At 41.5% G+C, this 19033-nt stretch carries 17 protein-coding genes and 1 riboswitch; of the genes, 7 read left to right on the top strand and 10 right to left on the bottom strand.

Annotated elements, in window-relative coordinates; translation table 11 throughout:
• Window positions 1-41 precede the first annotated feature (41 nt).
• Complete coding sequence (locus PF327_RS03285) at window positions 42-323, bottom strand: early set domain-containing protein (RefSeq protein ID WP_008243141.1); 282 nt, start codon at window positions 321-323, stop codon at window positions 42-44.
• A 293-nt stretch (window positions 324-616) separates the two neighbouring features.
• On the opposite strand from PF327_RS03285, the gene PF327_RS03280 reads away from it, so the two are divergent.
• On the top strand, window positions 617-1588 hold the full coding sequence (locus PF327_RS03280; protein WP_289401322.1) for an META domain-containing protein: 972 nt from the start codon (window positions 617-619) through the stop codon (window positions 1586-1588).
• A gap of 119 nt (window positions 1589-1707) precedes the next feature.
• On the opposite strand, the gene PF327_RS03275 is transcribed toward PF327_RS03280, so the two are convergent.
• The 4 genes from PF327_RS03275 to PF327_RS03260 all read right to left on the bottom strand — a co-directional run bounded on the left by PF327_RS03275 (window position 1708) and on the right by PF327_RS03260 (window position 5827).
• Window positions 1708-2508 carry a hypothetical protein gene (locus tag PF327_RS03275; protein WP_289401321.1) on the bottom strand — a complete coding sequence of 267 codons (801 nt, stop codon included), beginning with the start codon at window positions 2506-2508 and terminating at the stop codon, window positions 1708-1710.
• A 207-nt stretch (window positions 2509-2715) separates the two neighbouring features.
• Window positions 2716-2790, bottom strand: a riboswitch (cyclic di-GMP riboswitch).
• 275 nt (window positions 2791-3065) lie between these two features.
• Window positions 3066-3929, bottom strand: a complete 864-nt coding sequence (locus PF327_RS03270) for a cache domain-containing protein (RefSeq protein WP_289401320.1) — start codon at window positions 3927-3929, stop codon at window positions 3066-3068.
• 35 nt (window positions 3930-3964) lie between these two features.
• Complete coding sequence (locus tag PF327_RS03265) at window positions 3965-5401, bottom strand: RtcB family protein (RefSeq protein WP_008243149.1); 1437 nt, start codon at window positions 5399-5401, stop codon at window positions 3965-3967.
• A 12-nt stretch (window positions 5402-5413) separates the two neighbouring features.
• The gene (locus tag PF327_RS03260; RefSeq protein WP_289401319.1) at window positions 5414-5827 is read right to left on the bottom strand and encodes an archease; all 414 of its coding nucleotides are present in this window, start codon (window positions 5825-5827) and stop codon (window positions 5414-5416) included.
• Window positions 5828-6027: 200 nt separating this feature from the next.
• Here PF327_RS03260 and PF327_RS03255 point away from each other — a divergent pair, with 200 nt between their 5' ends.
• Window positions 6028-8859: an AMP-binding protein gene (locus PF327_RS03255; RefSeq protein ID WP_289401318.1), complete on the top strand. Its 2832-nt coding sequence runs from the start codon at window positions 6028-6030 to the stop codon at window positions 8857-8859.
• Between the two features lie 16 nt (window positions 8860-8875).
• On the opposite strand, the gene PF327_RS03250 is transcribed toward PF327_RS03255, so the two are convergent.
• The 4 genes from PF327_RS03250 to PF327_RS03235 form a co-directional block, all read right to left on the bottom strand.
• Window positions 8876-10555: a long-chain-fatty-acid--CoA ligase gene (locus PF327_RS03250; RefSeq protein ID WP_289401317.1), complete on the bottom strand. Its 1680-nt coding sequence runs from the start codon at window positions 10553-10555 to the stop codon at window positions 8876-8878.
• Window positions 10556-10811: 256 nt separating this feature from the next.
• Window positions 10812-11378: a DedA family protein gene (locus PF327_RS03245; RefSeq protein ID WP_008243161.1), complete on the bottom strand. Its 567-nt coding sequence runs from the start codon at window positions 11376-11378 to the stop codon at window positions 10812-10814.
• Between the two features lie 251 nt (window positions 11379-11629).
• Window positions 11630-12847 (bottom strand): aminotransferase class I/II-fold pyridoxal phosphate-dependent enzyme, encoded by a 1218-nt coding sequence (locus PF327_RS03240; protein ID WP_289401315.1) that lies wholly within the window; start codon window positions 12845-12847, stop codon window positions 11630-11632.
• Entirely contained in the window at window positions 12837-13796 is a 960-nt protein-coding gene (locus PF327_RS03235) for an NAD-dependent epimerase/dehydratase family protein (protein ID WP_289401314.1), read from the bottom strand. The genes PF327_RS03240 and PF327_RS03235 overlap by 11 nt, the downstream gene beginning before the upstream one ends.
• A 266-nt stretch (window positions 13797-14062) precedes the next feature.
• On the opposite strand from PF327_RS03235, the gene PF327_RS03230 reads away from it, so the two are divergent.
• From PF327_RS03230 to PF327_RS03210, 5 genes are all read left to right on the top strand, one after another.
• Entirely contained in the window at window positions 14063-14791 is a 729-nt protein-coding gene (locus PF327_RS03230) for an SIR2 family NAD-dependent protein deacylase (RefSeq protein WP_289401312.1), read from the top strand.
• A 175-nt stretch (window positions 14792-14966) separates the two neighbouring features.
• Window positions 14967-15101 (top strand): hypothetical protein, encoded by a 135-nt coding sequence (locus tag PF327_RS03225; protein ID WP_255344705.1) that lies wholly within the window; start codon window positions 14967-14969, stop codon window positions 15099-15101.
• Window positions 15102-15347: 246 nt separating this feature from the next.
• Window positions 15348-15659: a hypothetical protein gene (locus PF327_RS03220; RefSeq protein ID WP_289401311.1), complete on the top strand. Its 312-nt coding sequence runs from the start codon at window positions 15348-15350 to the stop codon at window positions 15657-15659.
• Between the two features lie 135 nt (window positions 15660-15794).
• Complete coding sequence (locus tag PF327_RS03215; RefSeq protein ID WP_289401310.1) at window positions 15795-16289, top strand: anthrone oxygenase family protein; 495 nt, start codon at window positions 15795-15797, stop codon at window positions 16287-16289.
• Window positions 16290-16390: 101 nt separating this feature from the next.
• Window positions 16391-17044 (top strand): hypothetical protein, encoded by a 654-nt coding sequence (locus PF327_RS03210; protein WP_289401309.1) that lies wholly within the window; start codon window positions 16391-16393, stop codon window positions 17042-17044.
• 34 nt (window positions 17045-17078) lie between these two features.
• Here PF327_RS03210 and PF327_RS03205 read toward each other — a convergent pair whose 3' ends face one another.
• A complete protein-coding gene (locus tag PF327_RS03205; RefSeq protein ID WP_289401308.1) occupies window positions 17079-18788 on the bottom strand; it encodes a protein adenylyltransferase SelO in 1710 nt (569 codons plus the stop codon).
• Window positions 18789-19033 lie beyond the last annotated feature (245 nt).

The following is a 19033-nucleotide window of genomic DNA, read 5'->3' as shown; positions in this document are numbered from 1 at the left end:
TTTTATCTAAAGTAGAACCATATTCATTAAAAAAGACGAACTCATAATGTGAGTAAAGAGTTTTGACTGGCATAGACCGTAGGCACACTAGGACATGCCTCCTCAGTGAGCCAGTCATTTTGATTGACCTTATACCCAAACTGAAAACTATCTCCTGCCCTGAGTATTTTGGTGATATAGTAATCACCATTTTTTTTCTGCTTCATCGGCTCCTCTTTCCATTCATTCCATTCACCTGAAACAGCTACATCCTCAACACTATATGTCGGTGAAAATGTAAATGTCACCCAAACCCTGTTCCCGTTCTTTTTCATTGTAAGCATGATCAATCCTTTTAGCAATGAAACTATTATATCCGAGATTTTAAAAAAATTGACAAATATATTGATTTATATTTAATCAGTATAAGAATTTTTATCTTTGAATTATAAGTAATTGTACCAAGATATGGTTTCATAAAGATAACATTCTTCTAGAGAAGAAGGCAAGTCTCAACAAATAAGGATATAGGTTAAAGTTTGGTGTAAAAAGAGTATTATCAAGATGGTATACAAAAGTATTTTATACGGTTTACTCTTTTGCTAGTTTTCTGATAGAAGTAGAAAGGACTAACAATATGACTGATTTCAGATTTATTTTTAAACTATTTTTGCTTGCTTTCACAACATTACATCCACTCTTAGCAAGTGATACTCCAAGCAATGTAACGTTAGAGCCCTCACATACTAATATATTGGCTGGTACCAAATGGCATCTTATTGAATTTCAATCAATGGATGATGCTCAGGGAATAAAGAGAACAGATGACCCTTCAAAATACACTATGAATCTCCATGAAGATGGTACCGTTACCATGAAACTAAACTGTAATATAGCCAAAGGAACATGGTCGATCAAAGAAGGGCAATCCCCTATCAGTGGCCAATTTCAATTTGGTAAACTTGCTACAACCAGAGCCTTCTGTCCTCCTCCGAGCATGGATGGATTTATATCCATGCAGGTACCGTATATCCGTTCTTATCTGTTTAAGGATGAAAAACTCTACTTGAGTTTAATGGCAGACGGTGGGATATTTGTCTGGAAAAAAGATACTAATGAGTCAATGGAAATGAAAGCCTATCCAAAGCTTGAAACGGCGATCCGATCACTCTATCCAGGTTATAATGATAAACTGATCAACCCTATATACGGTGTAAAGAAAGCCCGTTATGTTTACGGACATGTCGATCTCAATGAAGATGGGAACAGTGAAGTGTTTGTCTACCTCATGGGTTCCATTTTCTGTGGAACTGGTGGTTGTAACCTGCTGCTTTTTACTGAAGAAGAGAATGGATATAGATTGATCGATCAATTCGCAACAACAAGAATTCCCGTCATCGTCTCCAATGAAAAAAACCATGGATGGAAAAATATCACATGGTTAAAATCTGGTGGAGGGTATCCTTCATCATACTTAACCTATATGTTCAACTGTAAACACTATGTTGAAACGCAAAGTACCTCAAGCAAAAAAGTTCCAGAAGGAAAGCCTTATCTTTCAGGAGAACTCACTTTCCATGATGGAATTCCTTTAGAACCTAATAAATAACAATCATAGTTTGCTGTACAGACAGACAATATGGAAGTTTTCATGATAAAAGCAGCGTTTAAAAAACATTTCTTTTTTAATTCTACTACTTTTATCATTGTATATCTATCATTCAGAAATTAATCGTCATCTTCTTCATCAGAGATGCCGTCATTATCATCATCGTCATCCTCATCGTCATTGATACCATCATTGTCGTCATCATCGTCTTCGTCGTCATCCAATCCATCATTGTCATCATCTACATCATGATCGTTTGAGATACCATCACCATCTGTATCATTATCTGCAATACCATCACCATCATCATCCGTATCTTCATCATCTGAGATACCATCATTATCATCATCGTCATCATCATGATTACAGAATTCATCACCATCATCATTGTCATAGACATCTAGAAGACCATCACCGTCTTGATCCATCGGGTCATTCTCAAGTTCAACAGAAAGTAAACCATTTTCTACTTCGATCTCCAATACCTCATCCGAGACACCATCACCCTCAATATCGACAATAAACTCACGATCCATAGCTAGGTCCACATACCCAAGATCAACATCTCCTTGAGCTCTGAACAGTGTGCTATTTCCATCGACTGTAACAATCCCGATCGGTGTTACGACCTTATTATCTGGTTCATTTTCATTCGTTGTCATCACGATACGACAATCCGTATTCAGTGGAACTTCTATCTCAAAAGGGTGTTGATCTGTACCGTTTTGCACAGATGTTGTAGAGTAGTAGCTTCCATCTTCACAAAATACTTCTATCAGTGTACCAGGAACAGTACCGATCACTTTGACTGTCGGTTCTAAAACTGTTTGTTCTGTAGAGGTACTCCCTCCGCATCCCATCAAAGATAGACCTACCAGAGTTGAAACTAACCCGCTTGTTAATACATGTATTTTTTTCATACCTTTTCCTTCAATCATTTTATATGTTATTGAGTTCAATGTTGTTCAAATAAAGAAAAGCACTTATGGAACCTGGATATATTCAGAGATCCCAAAGCATTCCAGCAGTAGCTTTACTACATATTTGACATAACAAAACAGCCCTGAATTAAATATGATGAGTGAACAACCTATCGAAAGGATAAAAGGAAGTAATGAAGTATTCATTATGGCAACCCCGCTATCTACTTGAGACCGGAGGCTTTCCGTCCTTGCTTCGCAACAAGTTTGGCACAACAATAATATTTAATAAATCAGATATATTATACGAAAGAAATATAAAAGTTTTTCACCAATTGGTAACAAAATGATAACATTGATAGGATACTACAGAGCCTAAGAACCATAGGTAAGAAATGTATGTTTACATTCGGTTAGTGTAATGCATATAAACTTCTTCTTACATAGCAACCAAAAACATGAAAAGCCAATTTCATGTTAACTCCTCATTTTAAACTTCTCCCCCCTTGTATTTGGTTGCTATCATACATCAAAATAAGACTCAAAGTCTTACAATCTTAATCAAGATACAATCCTGCACATACAATAATCATTTCCCCATCGATCATCACTTTTTTGACATATGCTGATTTTTGTGATCTTTCTACATCTCCTGGTTTTGGCCATGGGTAATCAACCCAGCCACTGCCTTTTGTTTTGGCAACATGTATAAATTCCCTTACAAAATAATTCCCCTTAGCATCCTTATAGTTGATCACATTACGCCCTTCTAATTTTGGGAAAGCTGCATTCATTAACTCTACACCATTTTCGTCGATCACAAAAACATAGGTATCCTGATAACTATACTGACTTCTCTTGCTTCTCAATGTATCAAATGCCTTAAAGCCATCCTGTTCGATCAATCTCGCTGCTGAATCAACTGCATCTATAATAAAGGATCTTTGAACAGGCATATCATAGGTACCGCTTCCTATAAGAAATATTTTCCCAGAAGAACTTTTCACTCGCATAACATACGTACTTTTCCAACTTGGATCCAATTCACCGGGTTTTGGCCAACGGTAATGAATCCACCCTTTTCCTTTTTTGGATGAAGCTACTTTGATCATCAGTTCGCCAATTGGCTTTTCATCAACATCTTTAAGATCACGTACATTTTTACCCTCACCTTTTACATCAGGTGGATATACATACCGTAACCCATTCATATCCCAGACATATATATATTGATCATCATGAAACCACTTTGTTCCCTTTTGTCTGAATAAATGAAATGCTTTATCACCTTTCTCTTCTATCAATGCAGCACCACTTTTGACAAACGCTTCAAGTGCTTCTGCATCTTTTGCGTGTATTACACTTCCAACACTACTTATCAACACTATGAACTTCAAGAAACGTACAATAAAATGATACATATCCATCCTTTTCCTATATAGCTGTTTTTGGCACACTACCCTTTTATGCACACCTTTGGTCTTAAAAAGGCTACTCTTCTTGCTAAGCCCGCCTTTTCAGTAGCCTGTGCAACAAGATCCACATCCTTATAAGCATCAGGGGCTTCTTCAGCAACGCCGCGCATGGATGCAGAACGGATCAAAATACCCTTCTGGGCAAGCTCCTGTATGACTTGCTTTCCTTTCCACAATTTGAGTGCCTGATGACGGCTCATTGCGCGGCCGGCCCCGTGACTTGCTGAAGAGAAAGCACGTTCCTCTCCCTCTTTGGTACCTGCAAGAATGTACGATCCCGTTCCCATACTTCCACCGATAATTACAGGCTGACCGACACTCCTGTAACGTACCGGTATGTCGGGATGTCCTGGTCCAAAAGCACGCGTTGCACCTTTACGGTGAACCCATAAATTACGTTCCACACCATTGACCAGATGTGTCTCTTCTTTGCAGGTATTATGAGAGACATCGTAGAGTGTCTCTATCTTCACACCTTTAAATAAGCACTCAAAAGCATTTCTGGTCATATGGGTAAGTACCTGCCTGTTTGCCATAGCACAGTTTATCGCAGCATTCATGGCACCGATATACTCCTGTCCTTCAGGTGAATGGATAGGTGCACAGGCAAGTTCCCTGTCAGGCAGTGAGATCCCTAGTCGTGTGGCCGCTTTTGCAAGCGATACTAGATACTCCGTACCGATCTGATGTCCCAGTGCCCGTGAACCGCAATGGATCGACACAACGATCTGGCCTTTTTTGATACCAAATGCTTCTGCTGCTTTTTCATCATAGATCTTGGCAACTTCCTGAACCTCAAGGTAATGGTTTCCAGACCCCAGAGTCCCTACCTCTCCCAATTGCCGTTCCTTAGCCAGCCGAGAGATGTTCTCAGGCCTTGCACCCTGCATCTTACCCATCTCTTCAACAAAACTCAGGTCCTCACCTAACCCATATCCATGATGGATCGCCCATTGGGCACCACCTCTAAGGACATCATCAAGTTCATCTAGCGTGAGTCTGAGTTTTCCCTCTCTACCGACTCCTGCAGGTATCGCGCGAGAAAGCTCATCAGCCAGCTTTGTTAGATCGGTAGAGGTCAGATCTTCTCTCATCAGGTTTGTACGCAGACATCGAATGCCGCAGGAGATATCAAATCCCACACCACCTGCAGAGATGATGCCCCCCTCTTCAGCATCAAAGGCAGCAACACCGCCTATGGGAAATCCGTAACCCCAGTGCGCATCCGGCATTGTCATCGCCTCTCCTACCAGACCGGGCAGTGTTGCGACATTGGTGATCTGCTCCAACACTTTATCATCCATACTTTTCAGTAAGGGTTCTGAACCGTATAAGCGTATACCGCTTCTTTTTTCTCCAACCTTTAGAGGGATGGTCCATGTATAATCATCAATTCTTTCCAATAGGTTCATATTCATGACACTTCTCCTTTACACATCTACGACACATCGGGCTTCCCAATGATCCTCTTTTTCTTCCACGGAGAGCATGGTCAGTGTTGCCCCTTTGACCTCTGTACCCCGTTCCAGATCTTTTCGCCAAGTATCTCCCCATGCTTTCCCTCTCCAGGAATTACCCTCTCTATGCAGTTCAAACTTACCCAGAACAAGATGTTTCATATGTGCTAAAGCCAAAAGTGTATTGAGCCACTCTATCAGAGCAAACTCGTTATCCTCTTCTTCGAATCCAATTTCTATCCACTCATCACACTGCAACAGATCTATATCAGCCATAATGGCAAACATCGCCACTGCAGCTGATTCGAATGCCTCCTCCAGGCTTTTCCCTCTTCCAAGAATACCGATATCCGCATCATGATCAAAGTAACTATATTTTTTGTTCATGTTTGGCCTTCTTTGTTTTGAAAGTTCTTTATTCCAATCATATCTTTAAAAAAAGATCCTTACTTATTCTAGCATTATTTTCGTCTTTTACCATCTCCAACTCTACTATTCGTAACTTTATAATCTTATAAAGGCAGTACGCTCTAACTTATTATCTGTTATGATTATCATAGAATCTGTTACTTAAAAGAAGTACCATCATGAAATATGAAATTAAGTCTAAAGTGGGAAAAAGGGCTCAAGCTCTGTTAAAAGTCATAAGTGAACTTATTACAGAGATACATCCGCATCATCTTCCTTCTGAGTCTATTTCACTTGATAGTCGTTTTGAAGAAGAGCTTGGACTGGACAGTCTTTCACGGGTTGAACTCATCGCAAGGGTTGAAAAGGAGTTCAAACTTTCATTACCGGAACGTAGCTACTCCGAAGCAGAAACACCACGGGACCTTTTGCGTATGCTGCTTGGGGCACAAGAAGCATATGCTATCCTTCAAGATTCGGGAATTGCTTCAATAACACTGGATGAAACAGAAGGTACACCTTTTGAAGCACAAACCCTCGTAGATGTACTGAATTGGCATGTAGCACAGCATCCGGATCGTCCCCATATCAAGTTCTACCAGGATGATGGACAAGGCGATGTCATCACGTATGCTCAGCTGGAAAAAGGTGCCAAAAATACCGCAATACTGTTGCAACAACATGGATTAGAACCTGGTCAGCCGATCGCAATTATGTTACCCAGCAGTCCGGATTACTTTTTCATCTTTTTTGGTATACTGATGGCCGGTGGCATACCTGTTCCCATCTATCCACCTGCACGCCCTTCACAGCTTGAAGACCACATCCGAAGACATGCACGTATACTGGATAATTGCCGTGCAAGCATCCTCATTACCGTACCTGAAGCCAAGCATGTGGCACAACTTCTAAAATCTCTGGTCCCTAACCTTCAGCATATCATATCAACTACAGATTTGAAAGACTCCTCTTCAAGTACAATGCTGCCAAGCATACATGAACAGGATATCGCATTTATACAATACACATCAGGAAGTACCGGAAACCCGAAAGGCGTAGTACTGACACATGCCAACCTTCTTAACAATATTAGGGCCATGGGGAAAGTTGTCAAAGCAGGGCCCAAAGATGTTTTTGTCAGTTGGCTTCCACTTTATCATGATATGGGCCTTATTGGTGCCTGGCTTGGCAGCCTCTACTATGCTGCATTTTTTGTAGTCATGTCACCATTGGATTTTTTGGCCAGACCCGAACGCTGGCTATGGGCGATCCACCGCTATCGGGGTACACTCTCTGCCTCACCTAACTTCGGATACGAGTACAGTATGCATCGCATAAAAGATACCGATCTGACGGGGTTGGATCTTAGTTCATGGCGTGCTGCATTCAACGGGGCAGAAGCAGTCAGTCCTGAAACAGTTGAACAGTTCAATAAACGATTTGCACCATTTGGATTTAACAAAGATGCGATGATGCCTGTTTACGGCCTTGCAGAGTCTTCCGTCGGTTTGGCATTTCCACCACTCGGACGTGGCGTACATATCGACCATATAGACCGCACTACTTTTACCCGTACAGGAAGTGCCTTAAATACCGTACAGGATGACAGTAATGTTTTAAAATTTGTCAGTTGTGGGTTGCCTCTTCCTGGACACCAGCTCAGAATCGTAGATGATACCGGACATGAACTGCCCGAACGTCAAGAAGGACGTTTGGAGTTTCGGGGTCCCTCTTCTACCAGTGGCTACTACCGTGATGTTCAAAAAACACAAACCCTTTTTGATGGAGAGTGGCTCGATACAGGCGATCTGGCCTATATTGCCGACGGAGAACTTTATGTAACTGGACGTATCAAGGACATTATTATACGCGCCGGACGCAATATCTATCCGGATGAACTGGAAAAGATGGTAGGAGATATACCAAATATCCGAAAAGGCTGTGTGGCTGTATTTGCCAGTATGGATCCAAAGAGACAGACAGAAAAACTGGTCATTTTAGCTGAAACACGAAGTGAAGACCCCAATGAACACCAAAGATTGCGCAACGACATCAATACACTATCGATCGATCTGACCGGAATACCGCCTGATGAAGTTGTCTTTGCACCTCCCGGGAGCGTTCTAAAAACTTCAAGCGGGAAGATCAGACGTTCTGCAAGCCGTGAACGCTATGAAAAAGGAATGATCACTAAAAAGCCCCAAAATGTAGTATGGCAGGTAGTCAGACTTGCCCTTAGCGGTATCAAACCCCAATTACGACGTATAAAACACTATATTGGAAGCCTTTTCTTTGCTCTATATAGTTGCTCCGTCTTTGCTTTGGTCACACCGGTCGCATGGCTCTCTATGATACTCTTGCCAAAGTTTTCCATGCGATGGAGTATGTTACAGGTCTGTACAAAATTTCTAGCCTATGCAACTGCCACGCCGCTCAGAGTGAATGGTGTCGAAAACCTTCCACCTGCAGGAACATCTTGCGTCTTGGTCGCCAATCACGCCAGTCTTCTTGATGGAGCTGCTCTCATAGCAGCACTGCCACGTCATTTTCGATTTATTGCCAAGTCCGAGTTCACTAAAGACTTTTATACCCGTCTGCCACTGGAAAAGATCCATACGGAGTTTGTCGAACGATTTGAGACCACTAAAAGTGTTCAAGATACAGAACATCTTCGTACCGTGCTGGAATCGGGTCATGCCTTGTTCTTTTTCCCTGAGGGGACTTTCAGCCGTGTTCCAGGACTTATGCCGTTTCGGCTGGGTGCATTCAGCATTGCAGCTGGGGCAAATGTACCGGTCATTCCCATATCGATCAGAGGTACACGATCGATACTTCGGGATACATCCTGGTTCCCTCATCACAGTCCAGTTCACATAGAGATCGGTAAACCTATCGATCCTGAGAAGATCAGATCCAAAGCAGAGGTAAAAGAGTGGGATGTAGCTATAGAGCTGCGCGACCAAAGCCGCGAATTTATTTTACGGCACTGTGGTGAACCGGATCTTTCATAGATGTCATGCAGCGCTCTTAGAGCCCTGTATTTTTTTTCATCTCCCTCTCACGCAGCAGACGACGCATCAATTTACCCATGACATTTTTAGGTAACTCGTCTACAAATTCGACCGATGATGGGACCTTGAACCGTGCAAGCTTTTTTCTAAGGTATTCGATGATCTCATATGCTTCAGCCGCTTCACCCTCTTTTAGAACTATAAATGCCTTTATCTCTTCGCCTTTGTACTCATGAGGTATACCCACAACCGCTGCATCTTCGACTTTAGGGTGCGTGCAGCACACCTTTTCCACTTCTGTAGGTGATACGTTCAACCCTTTAACAATGATGATATCCTTTTTCCTGTCAACCACATAAAAATAACCCTCTTCATCCATTTTTACAATATCACCTGTATGGAGCCACCCCTCTCTTATCGCTTCATCTGTCATTTCAGGCTGCATCCAGTACCCCTTCATCAACTGCGGACCCTTTATGATAAGCTCCCCCTCTTTTCCGACCTCTATCTCATCTTTTCCGTTTTCAATATCAACGATCCTACACTCTGTATCTGGCATGGGCACACCGATGGAGTTTGGTTTATTTGGGGCATTCATCGGATTGGCATGTGTCACAGGAGATGCTTCTGAAAGCCCATACCCTTCAACCAATTTTGAACCTGTCACTTCCACAAACCTCTTTTGGACACTTTCTATCAGCGGTGCACCTCCGCAGATACATGCCCTTACCGAGCTTAGATCATACTTTGCCACACTCTTATAGCTACCCAATGCTGCATACATCGTAGGTACACCCGGCATGATCGTGATTTTCTCTTTTTCCATCGTTTTAAGAATATAAGACAAGTCTCTGGGATTAGGGGTCAATATCAGCGTGCCCGCACAGCTCATCGTATAACTAAGACAGGCTGTCATACCGAAGCTGTGAAAGAAAGGAAGCCACCCCAACACACGCTCCTGACCTTCAACTGTATCAGTCACCCATGCCCTGCACTGAAGTGCATTGACGACTAGATTATAGTGGCTTAGCATCACACCCTTAGGTGTTCCTGTTGTTCCACTGGTGTACTGCAGTAGCGCAATATCTTCAGGATCAATCCCTATATCAGGTTTTTTATCATTGCTTTGCTGCATCAACTTCTCCAACCAATGATCTGTATCATCTATGCGCACCCTATCCTCTTTCTCTTTTAAAAGCGTAAAGAGGATCTTGGTGAGGAAGGGGAAGTAGTCTTTGACATTGGTAACAATGATGTTTTTAAGCATTGTTTCCTCTTTGATCTGTTGGATGATCGGATAAAAACGACTCATAACGATCACAGTTTTGGCACCAGAGTCATTAAGCTCAAATGCCACTTCTGCAGACTTAAAAAGGGGATTTATCGGAACAGCGATCGCTCCTATCTTTAAAATACTATATAACATAATAATAAATTGGGGTGTATTGGCAAGATAAAGTGCCACACGATCACCTTTTTGAACACCCAGGTCTGTAAGAGCATTTGCAGCTTTATTTACCAGTCTATCCAGCTTGCTATAAGAGATATCATTTCCCAGGTAGGAGAGAGCCCTATTGTGGGGATATTTGGAAGCTGACTCTTCCAAAAAAGTAAAAAGTGGTACTTTAGGGTATTTTAGAGTGGCCGGTACACCCTGATCATATTGTTTTAACCAAATCTTTTCATCATATATCATCTATCTCTCCTTTTTGATCGGAGAAGATGTTCCAAAGAAAAGTACAAGAATAGAAGTAAAAAAAGAATGATCGTTCCATCCACATAACCTCATTTTTTAGTGGCTGTCATATAAAGTCGCTTTTACTCATCATAACTAATCAGAAGAAAAAAAGTCAAGTACGACTTGGAACTTTTATACGGGTAAAATGTTAACGGTAGGAAAAAAACAAAGAGAAGACTCCTATTTCCTGATTCCATGAAAAATCAAAACTATTTCAAACTTTTTCTCTACTATTAAAATAAGGCTTTATGATCCAAACTAAAAAAATAATGATCAATACAAGTGCTATAAATTGTTCGATCTTTTCAATTTTTCCAAAAAGGTGTTCTGCTCCTGTACCCAATATGTATCCTAATAAAATTCCTGACACACTCCATACTATGATACCAAGTGTATTAAAAAGAGTAAATTTTTTATGAAGATACCTATAAGTACCCAGTGTTGCAGGAAATAGTATCGCACCACTATAAATAAATCGCCCACTGAAGGCTAGCCAGCTTCCCCGTTTTTTTACAGAATGTTCAAGCTTTTTTATTCTTTGTTGCAGTAATGGAAACTTCTTTAGTATATTTTGACCATAATATCTACCTACAAAGTACCAAAACTGATCGCCTATAAGTGCTCCGAATATAGCCACAGGTATGGTCTCTTCTAAAGATAACATCCCAAGATAACACAATATCCCAGAGACAATGATCATAATGGTTCCTTCAGTCATCATACCAAAAAACACAATCCATAAACCATATTGTGAAACAAGTGATGTAAATTCTTCCAACATACTTTTTATCCTTATTTTATCATTATACTTAATTGTAGAGAGTAATAAAATATAACCTTATAATACATGCATAATTTGGCTATTTTCATAAGGTTAGTTTGTCTAATTGATTTAGGGATAATTTGGAGCATATTGATTTTTATTGATGAATCAATGTGGATGGTGAGGGATTGGAACTATTGGAACCCCCCCCTTATCCTTCATACCTTATGTGTCTTATCAATATTCTTCTCTCTGTGTCACTACGATTACTAAAAACGCTTCAAAACTCCCAACAAGTACTCGATATCTTTTTCTGTATGATTGGCAGAAACCTGAAACCTTATCTCCTCGTCACCCTTTGGAACTACTGGAAAGTTAAGGCCTGTGGCAAGAATACCATGCTTAAAAAGATGCTTCACAAGTCTGGAAGTCTTTTCGGTGTCCCTTATCATAAGAGGGATAATAGGATGCTCCCCTGGTATGGTCTCATAACCAAGATCCTTTAGCCCCTCTTTAAGATGCCGTGTGAGTCTGCGAAGCTTTTCGAGTAACTTCAGCCCATGGGTGCTGTCGAGGATATCAAGAGATTTAATGGCCGCTGCGGATTCAGAGGGAGTTATAGAATTTGAAAAAATGTAAAAGGGAGCTGTCTCTCTTAGGTAATCTATGACGGTTTCACTGGAAACCACATAGCCACCATTGACGCCGAGTGCCTTTCCAAGGGTTGCAATGTGGATATCCACTTTTATACCTGTCACCTCCTCTGTACCCCGACCGGTTTTACCGAAAGCTCCCACACCGTGTGAGTCATCGACTACCGTAATGATCCCCTCTTCAAACTTTTCTTCATATCTTTTGCAGATTGCAACGATCTCATTAAGGGGTGCATGGTCTCCCCGCATACTGAAGATACCGTCGGTAACGACGATCATTCGTCTGTATTTACCCAAGTATCTCTTGATTGCACCTTCAAGATCTTCCATATCAAGGTGCCTGTATACCGTCTTTTCAGTGGGGTGTGCCAGCCGGATAGCATTGATGATACAGTTGTGGTTCAGTTCATCACTGATGACAACCGTTTCTTCTGTAATAAGCTGTGGGAGGACACCCATAACGGCCGAATAGGCGGCACTGAAGATCATGGCCGCTTCTCTACCGCAGAAGGTAGCCAGTTTCTTTTCGAGTATCACATGTGGCGCAAAGGTACCGCTGATAAAGCGGACGGCACCCGGCCCGGTTCCAAATAACTGGGATGCCTCCTCCTCTGCTTCAATGACATCTTTATCTGTTGAGAGGCCCAGGTAACTGTTAGAATTCATCTGCAAGAAGGGCTTATCTCCATTCCCTCTAAGGGTAACCCTCGGTCCGAAACCATCTTCGGCTTCCATGATCCCGGTAATGATCTTTTCATGCCGTTTACTGACACCCTTTGCATCTATGGATTCCAACTGTTGCTTTAAAGGAATTTCAAGCTTTTCAAGTGACATGGGAACCCTCCTTTCTCAACTGTTCGATCATATCTTTTGTCATCGATCCGATATCATATGCCGGCTGCCAGCCCCATTCGGCTCTTGCAGCGCTGTCATTCATTTTACGAGGCCAGCTGTCGGCGATTGCCTGCCTTAGTGGGTCTACTTCGTAGGTCATGCTGAAATGGGGCAGCTCTTTTTTAATAGTAGCATATAATTGCTCCGGTGTAAAACTCATGGCTGTAATATTGTAAGCATTACGGTGAGTTAGCATCCTCCCATCCGACTCCATAAGTTCCACGACCGCCCGAATGGCATCGGGCATGTACATCATGTCCAGACGGGTTCCCTCTTTCAAAAAGCATCGGTAGGGTTCATTTTTTACAGCAGCATAGAAGATCTCAACGGCATAATCGGTTGTTCCTCCGCCCGGCGGTGTTTTATAGGAGATCAAACCGGGGAATCGAACCCCGCGGATATCCATATCATACTTTTTAACGTAATATTCGCAAAGCAGTTCACCCGCCACTTTTGTAATACCATACAGTGTATTGGGGCGCTGGATGGTCACCTGAGGGGTATTGTCCGGTGGTGTGGATGGTCCGAAGGCCCCGATGGAACTGGGGAAAAAGAGCGCGCAGTGATGATGACGGGCAACTTCCAGAACCGTCTGGAGCCCATTCATATTAACATCCCATGCAAGCTGGGGATTCTCTTCCGCTCTTGCCGAAAGAAGCGCTGCAAGATGGTAGATGATATCAATGCTGTACTTTTTTACAAGCGCTGTGATGGCTTCGGAATCTGTCGTCTCTATGATCTCATAAGGACCGGAATCAATAAATACATCGTCCGGCTTCCTACTGTGTCCCGCAGCAACTACATTGTTTCTTCCATATTTATCTCTAAGTACAGGGACGAGCTCAGAGCCGAGCTGACCTGTTGCACCGGTAACTAATATCCTTTTCATCTTTTATCCTCTTGAATCATAATATTTTTTGCCCTGTCAACCTGGAAGGATTCAGCAAGCCATATCTCTTGTTAAGGTCTAACCTTCTTACTTATTGTAGCATCATTCTAGTGAACCAATAGGAAACATTACATACAGGTTTTCAGACTCTGCCAAATGACTATACAGTCGATATTTTTTCATGACGACACAATCATACTGATCATTGTCTTTACTTCGTTCTATGAATTGTCGTATAATTAAAAAGTAATATGAAGAGGGTTAACATGAAAAAGATTATGATATTAAGCGGTGCTGGTCTCTCTGCCGAAAGTGGCATCCATACCTTTAGGGATCATGATGGTCTTTGGGAAAATCACGATGTCATGAAAGTCTGCTCTACGCAAGGGTGGATTGAAGATCACAAATATGTTACCCGTTTTTACAATGAAAGAAGACGTGATCTTGAATTTAAAGAGCCTAATCCTGCGCATAAGGTGCTAGCCCAACTTGAATATGACTATCGTGGTAGAATCATCCACCTCACCCAAAATATAGATAACCTTATGGAGAAAGCGGGTGCCAAAGATGTGATCCACCTTCACGGTACACTCACTGATCTACGATGTGAAGCTTGTACAGAAACATTTAATGTTGGTTATGCACCTCAAGAGGGCAATGAGCATTGTCCGCATTGTGGCAATACAAGGGTCCGACATAATGTTGTTATGTTTGGCGAAGCTGCACCAGAGTACAGCCACATCCAAGAGGCTATCCGGCATAGTACTCTTTTCATCGCTATTGGTACCAGCGGCACTGTGATCGACATTGTTCCCATTGCAAAAGAGTTTAAACACTCAATTCTCATTGATCCCAAACGTCAGGAGACTGCAAATAAATTTGCCCCTCATACATACATAGATGAGTACTTTGAGCATTTTATTCAGAAAAAAGCGGGTGAAGCAATGGATGAGATGATGGCTATTATCAAAGATCATATGGATAATCGATTATAATTTATGGCGGACAGAGTGAGATTCAAACACTAGGTTAAATGCCTTAAAATATAATGACTTTACATTTTCGTCAATCTGCTAAAAGAGTATATTGTTAAATCTTGTTTATTCATACTTATTTCACACTTTTGTTTTATCATTGCCTTATCTTTAAATAGAGAAAGGAAATAATAATATGAAAAAAATTATGATAGCACTACTTTTTGTAGCAGGTTTGGCATCGGTAGCTTCAGCACATCACATGGCAGCATATGATGACGCAGGTATCTATATTCCAGAAACATCACCTCACTTGGATATGGTATTTTAATTATCCTGACTCCTTCCATGCTCGGGGTAATAACCTGACCTTAAAACATGCCCTCTTCTGGGCATGACTTCTTTACTAGCTATAAAACTTTGTATTTTCATCTTACTATTTTTCATTGATATAAACAACTAAAATTCACTACATATAAAGAGTGATCTCTATGTAATATAATTCTAATAATATTATGTTAAGATATAATCTATATTTATACAATTCAATGAAGTACTATTACTAAAAAGGATTCTCATGGGATTGACATTGATTATTGTGGGATTGGTAATTTCATATTTTTGTTGGGTACAAAAAAGAGAAATAGATTATATTGAGAAAAAAAATCATGAAAATGCAATCGGTACAGAAGGTATAAGTGATAAGAGAGTTAAAATTCATACCAAATTGCTAAATAATGAAAAATTAACACTATCAGAGGGCCTGAATTGGTATTCATATAATATTATGTATACTGCCCTGAAATGTGGTTTTTATGGTGGTTTTCTTTTGAGTTTTATCGGTCTTGTTCTGTTTATCTCAGTCATATTTCATTTTACATTTCGATGAACACACAAGGTAGTGTCATAGTATAATAAAACACTTTATATATACTGGTTAACCTTCAATAGAGTAGATTGGAGCCATTGTTCCTTTATAAATGGTTTGAGACTGTCAGATAGTACACTGAAAAAGGATTGCCCCATGGAAATATTTCAGATAACATTGATATTGGCTACGCTTCTGTGTTCTCTTGTATCAGGATTTTTATTTGCTTTTGCCGTCGTAGTGATGCCAGGTATAAAAAAGTTGAATGACAAAGAGTTTATCCGTGCTTTTCAGGTGATCGATGGCGTTATTCAAAATAATCAACCGATATTCATGCTGGTATGGGTCGGTTCAGTTCTAGTGCTGATCACTTCGGTTGTACTGGGCATAGGAGAACTCGATAGCATTGGAAGCATTCTCATCATCTCCTCAGCATTTGTCTATCTCTTCGGTGTCCAATTACCAACGGCCACCATCAATGTACCGCTGAACAATAAGTTACAAATGCTAGATCTCCACACTGAAAGTGAGTCGACATATAAAGCGGCCCGAGAATTGTTCGAAGTACGTTGGAATCGTTGGAACAAGATCAGGACCGTGTTGTCATGCCTCGTAACCCTACTATTGATCTATCTACTTTTTAGACTATGATAGTATGAAGCCCGACAAATGACAGAAAAACGATCAAAAATGCTCAAATGATTCTTAAATTACTTATTTTGAACGTAAATCCAGAAGGAGAAGAGAGTTAGATGTTTATAGGTCACTATGCAGCATGTTTTGCTCTGAAAAAGGTTGAGAAAAGCGCCTCACTGGGAATGTTGTTCCTAGCGGTACAATTCGTTGACATCCTGTTCTTCCCATTTGTACTTCTAGGGATAGAAAAAATCAATATCATCGAAAATTTCACTCAATCAACTCACTTTGAACTGGAATATATGCCCTACACACACAGTCTGCTTGCATCCATTCTTTTAGCGGGTCTTATCTATATCTTGTATCGAATTGTGTCTACAGGAAAGAAATCAGTTGCACTGATAATGGGGATCGCTGTAATTTCGCATTGGTTTTTTGACCTCATCGTTCATACACCGGATCTACCACTTTGGAGCAATACCTCCACCAAACTTGGTTTTGGACTGTGGAACAATGCCATTGCAACATATACTCTTGAAGCAGTCCTCTTGATCGGGGGACTGTGGCTCTACCTGAGTGGAACTACAGCAAGATCACCCATAGGAAGATATGGCATGGGTATATTCGTAATGATCCTTCTCTTAGTAAATGCCGTTAATATATTTGGGCCACCCTTTGGGAACACTGAAATATCCTTGGCGATATCAGCACTTATAATGTACTTCCTCTTTGCAGGGGTAGCTTATTGGCTTGATGGCGAACGTTCATAACCATTAAGCATTCAGTCCCTTCTATAATTGAAAATCACGATGAACAGCTGACATGGGATATCCCGGCAAGTTCAAAGAACTCAGAGGGCTTTTCTCTATAATATTTTTCCTCTATCTCTTTAGATTGCTCAGCATATGGGTTTGTCATCACTTCTTGCAACTCTTTAATCAGTGTATAGTCCCCCTTGGTGGCTTGTTTATAGGCAGGCACAAGAAACCATTCTCGCAAAGTGTATTTTGGGTTAAAGGCTTTCATTTGCTTAGAAAGATTTTCGCGTGATTCGCTCGTCGTGGCATCAACGAGCGATCTCCATTTTTCCAGCCACTCCGACCAGCTTTTTAAAATCTTTTCATTGAGTACAGCGTCACCGTAAAAGCTTTTAGTGAGTGGAGAGATATCCTCAGGGACCGTAGAGAGCTCGCGAAAGAAGATCGTATAATCGACAGAGGTTTCTATCATCAGTTTTACAAGTTCATTGAAAAGTGATGCATCAAAGGTTTCTAGTCCAAGCTTGGAAGCCCACATCTTTATCATTTGACCCTGCATGACTTGAGGAAAGCCCTCTCTTATCTCATCTAATTGATCCAGAGCATCCTGATTCGACGCCAGCAGTGGTTTCAACGCCAGGCAGAACATAGAAAAGTTACGCTCGGCAGCTTGCGGCTGATTGAGAAATGAGAAGTGAACACCGCCACCCGTCCATGGCTGATATCTCGGGTCAAACATATCGATAAATCCAAATGGTCCATAATCAAGAGTAAATCCACCTGCGGCACAATTGTCACTATTAAAATTCCCCTGGCAGTAGCCCACGCGTATCCAGTTTGCCACCAGTGCAGTGAGTCGACTTCGGAACGCTTTTGCTAGCAGGATCACTTTTTCTTGGAGAGGTAAATTTACATCAATGACCTCACTGTACTCACGATCGATCAGGTGTAACACAATCTGTTCAAGCTCTTTGATCGTTTTTGGATGCTCCTTTTTACGTGCACGCCGTCCGAAAAGTTCGAGTTGACCCACCCGTAGAAAAGAAGGTGCAACCCGTGTGGTAATAGCAACAGCCTCTTCGATCATCACTTCAGGGTCTCTTGAGTACGATCCATTGGTAAACCATGGCCGCCTTACTGTCTCTGTTTTTGAAGTGTACAGACTCAAAGAGCGTGATGTCGGCACACCCAGGGCATGCATATGCTCTTGTGCCAAAAACTCACGAATACTTGAACGCAAGACGGCACGACCATCAGCACCCCTGCAGTAAGGTGTTCTACCGCCACCTTTAAGCTGCATCTCCCATCGATTCCCGTTGATCACCGCTTCGAGGATGGAAATGGCGCGACCGTCACCATATGCATTACCTGTTCCAAATGGACACTGCTCATAGTATTCGGAGCCATAAATGGAAAGTGCATAGCCTGTAGCCCAACCCATACGACTCATCGGTTCTGGCAGCTGCGAGCTATCGCCGGAGAACATACGGATAAAATCCTCTGATGTTGCCAGAGCGTCGCTAAAACCAAGTTCGTGAAAGAAGTTCTCACTGTGCGCAATGTACACAGGCTCTTCGATAGGTGTAGGGTTCACAGGGACATAATGTCCAGAGAAGACTTGTCGCGGTGTGTGATCAACTCCGTCTGAAGTTGCCTCTGGATCAGTGTTTAACGTCTCCATGAGTGAATAATCCACCAACGCTGCAAGATCTTCGAGCGTCTCTACCGTTGCAGAGGTATTGTTTGTATCTTTCATAGATTTTCCTTCTTTTAAAAACGTACAGACATTTTCATATTACAACAGCCGTCTCTATAGTTAATCCAGCTGCTTACTCAAATCTTCATCTTTGTTCGCCACTATATCAAATGAAACATAATAATAGATGAAGCAAAGGATAAATTTGGCAGAGTTAAAAATTGGTTAGTCTGAAAGTATGTGTTTTAGGGGAGTATAAGAAGGTTGATTAAATTAAGTGGTGCGGATGAGAGGACTCGAACCTC

The organism is Sulfurovum xiamenensis, assembly GCF_030347995.1.
Lineage (GTDB): Bacteria > Campylobacterota > Campylobacteria > Campylobacterales > Sulfurovaceae > Sulfurovum > Sulfurovum xiamenensis.
Note: the sequence above shows the minus strand (reverse complement) of the source record. Positions and strands in the feature narration are given on the sequence as shown.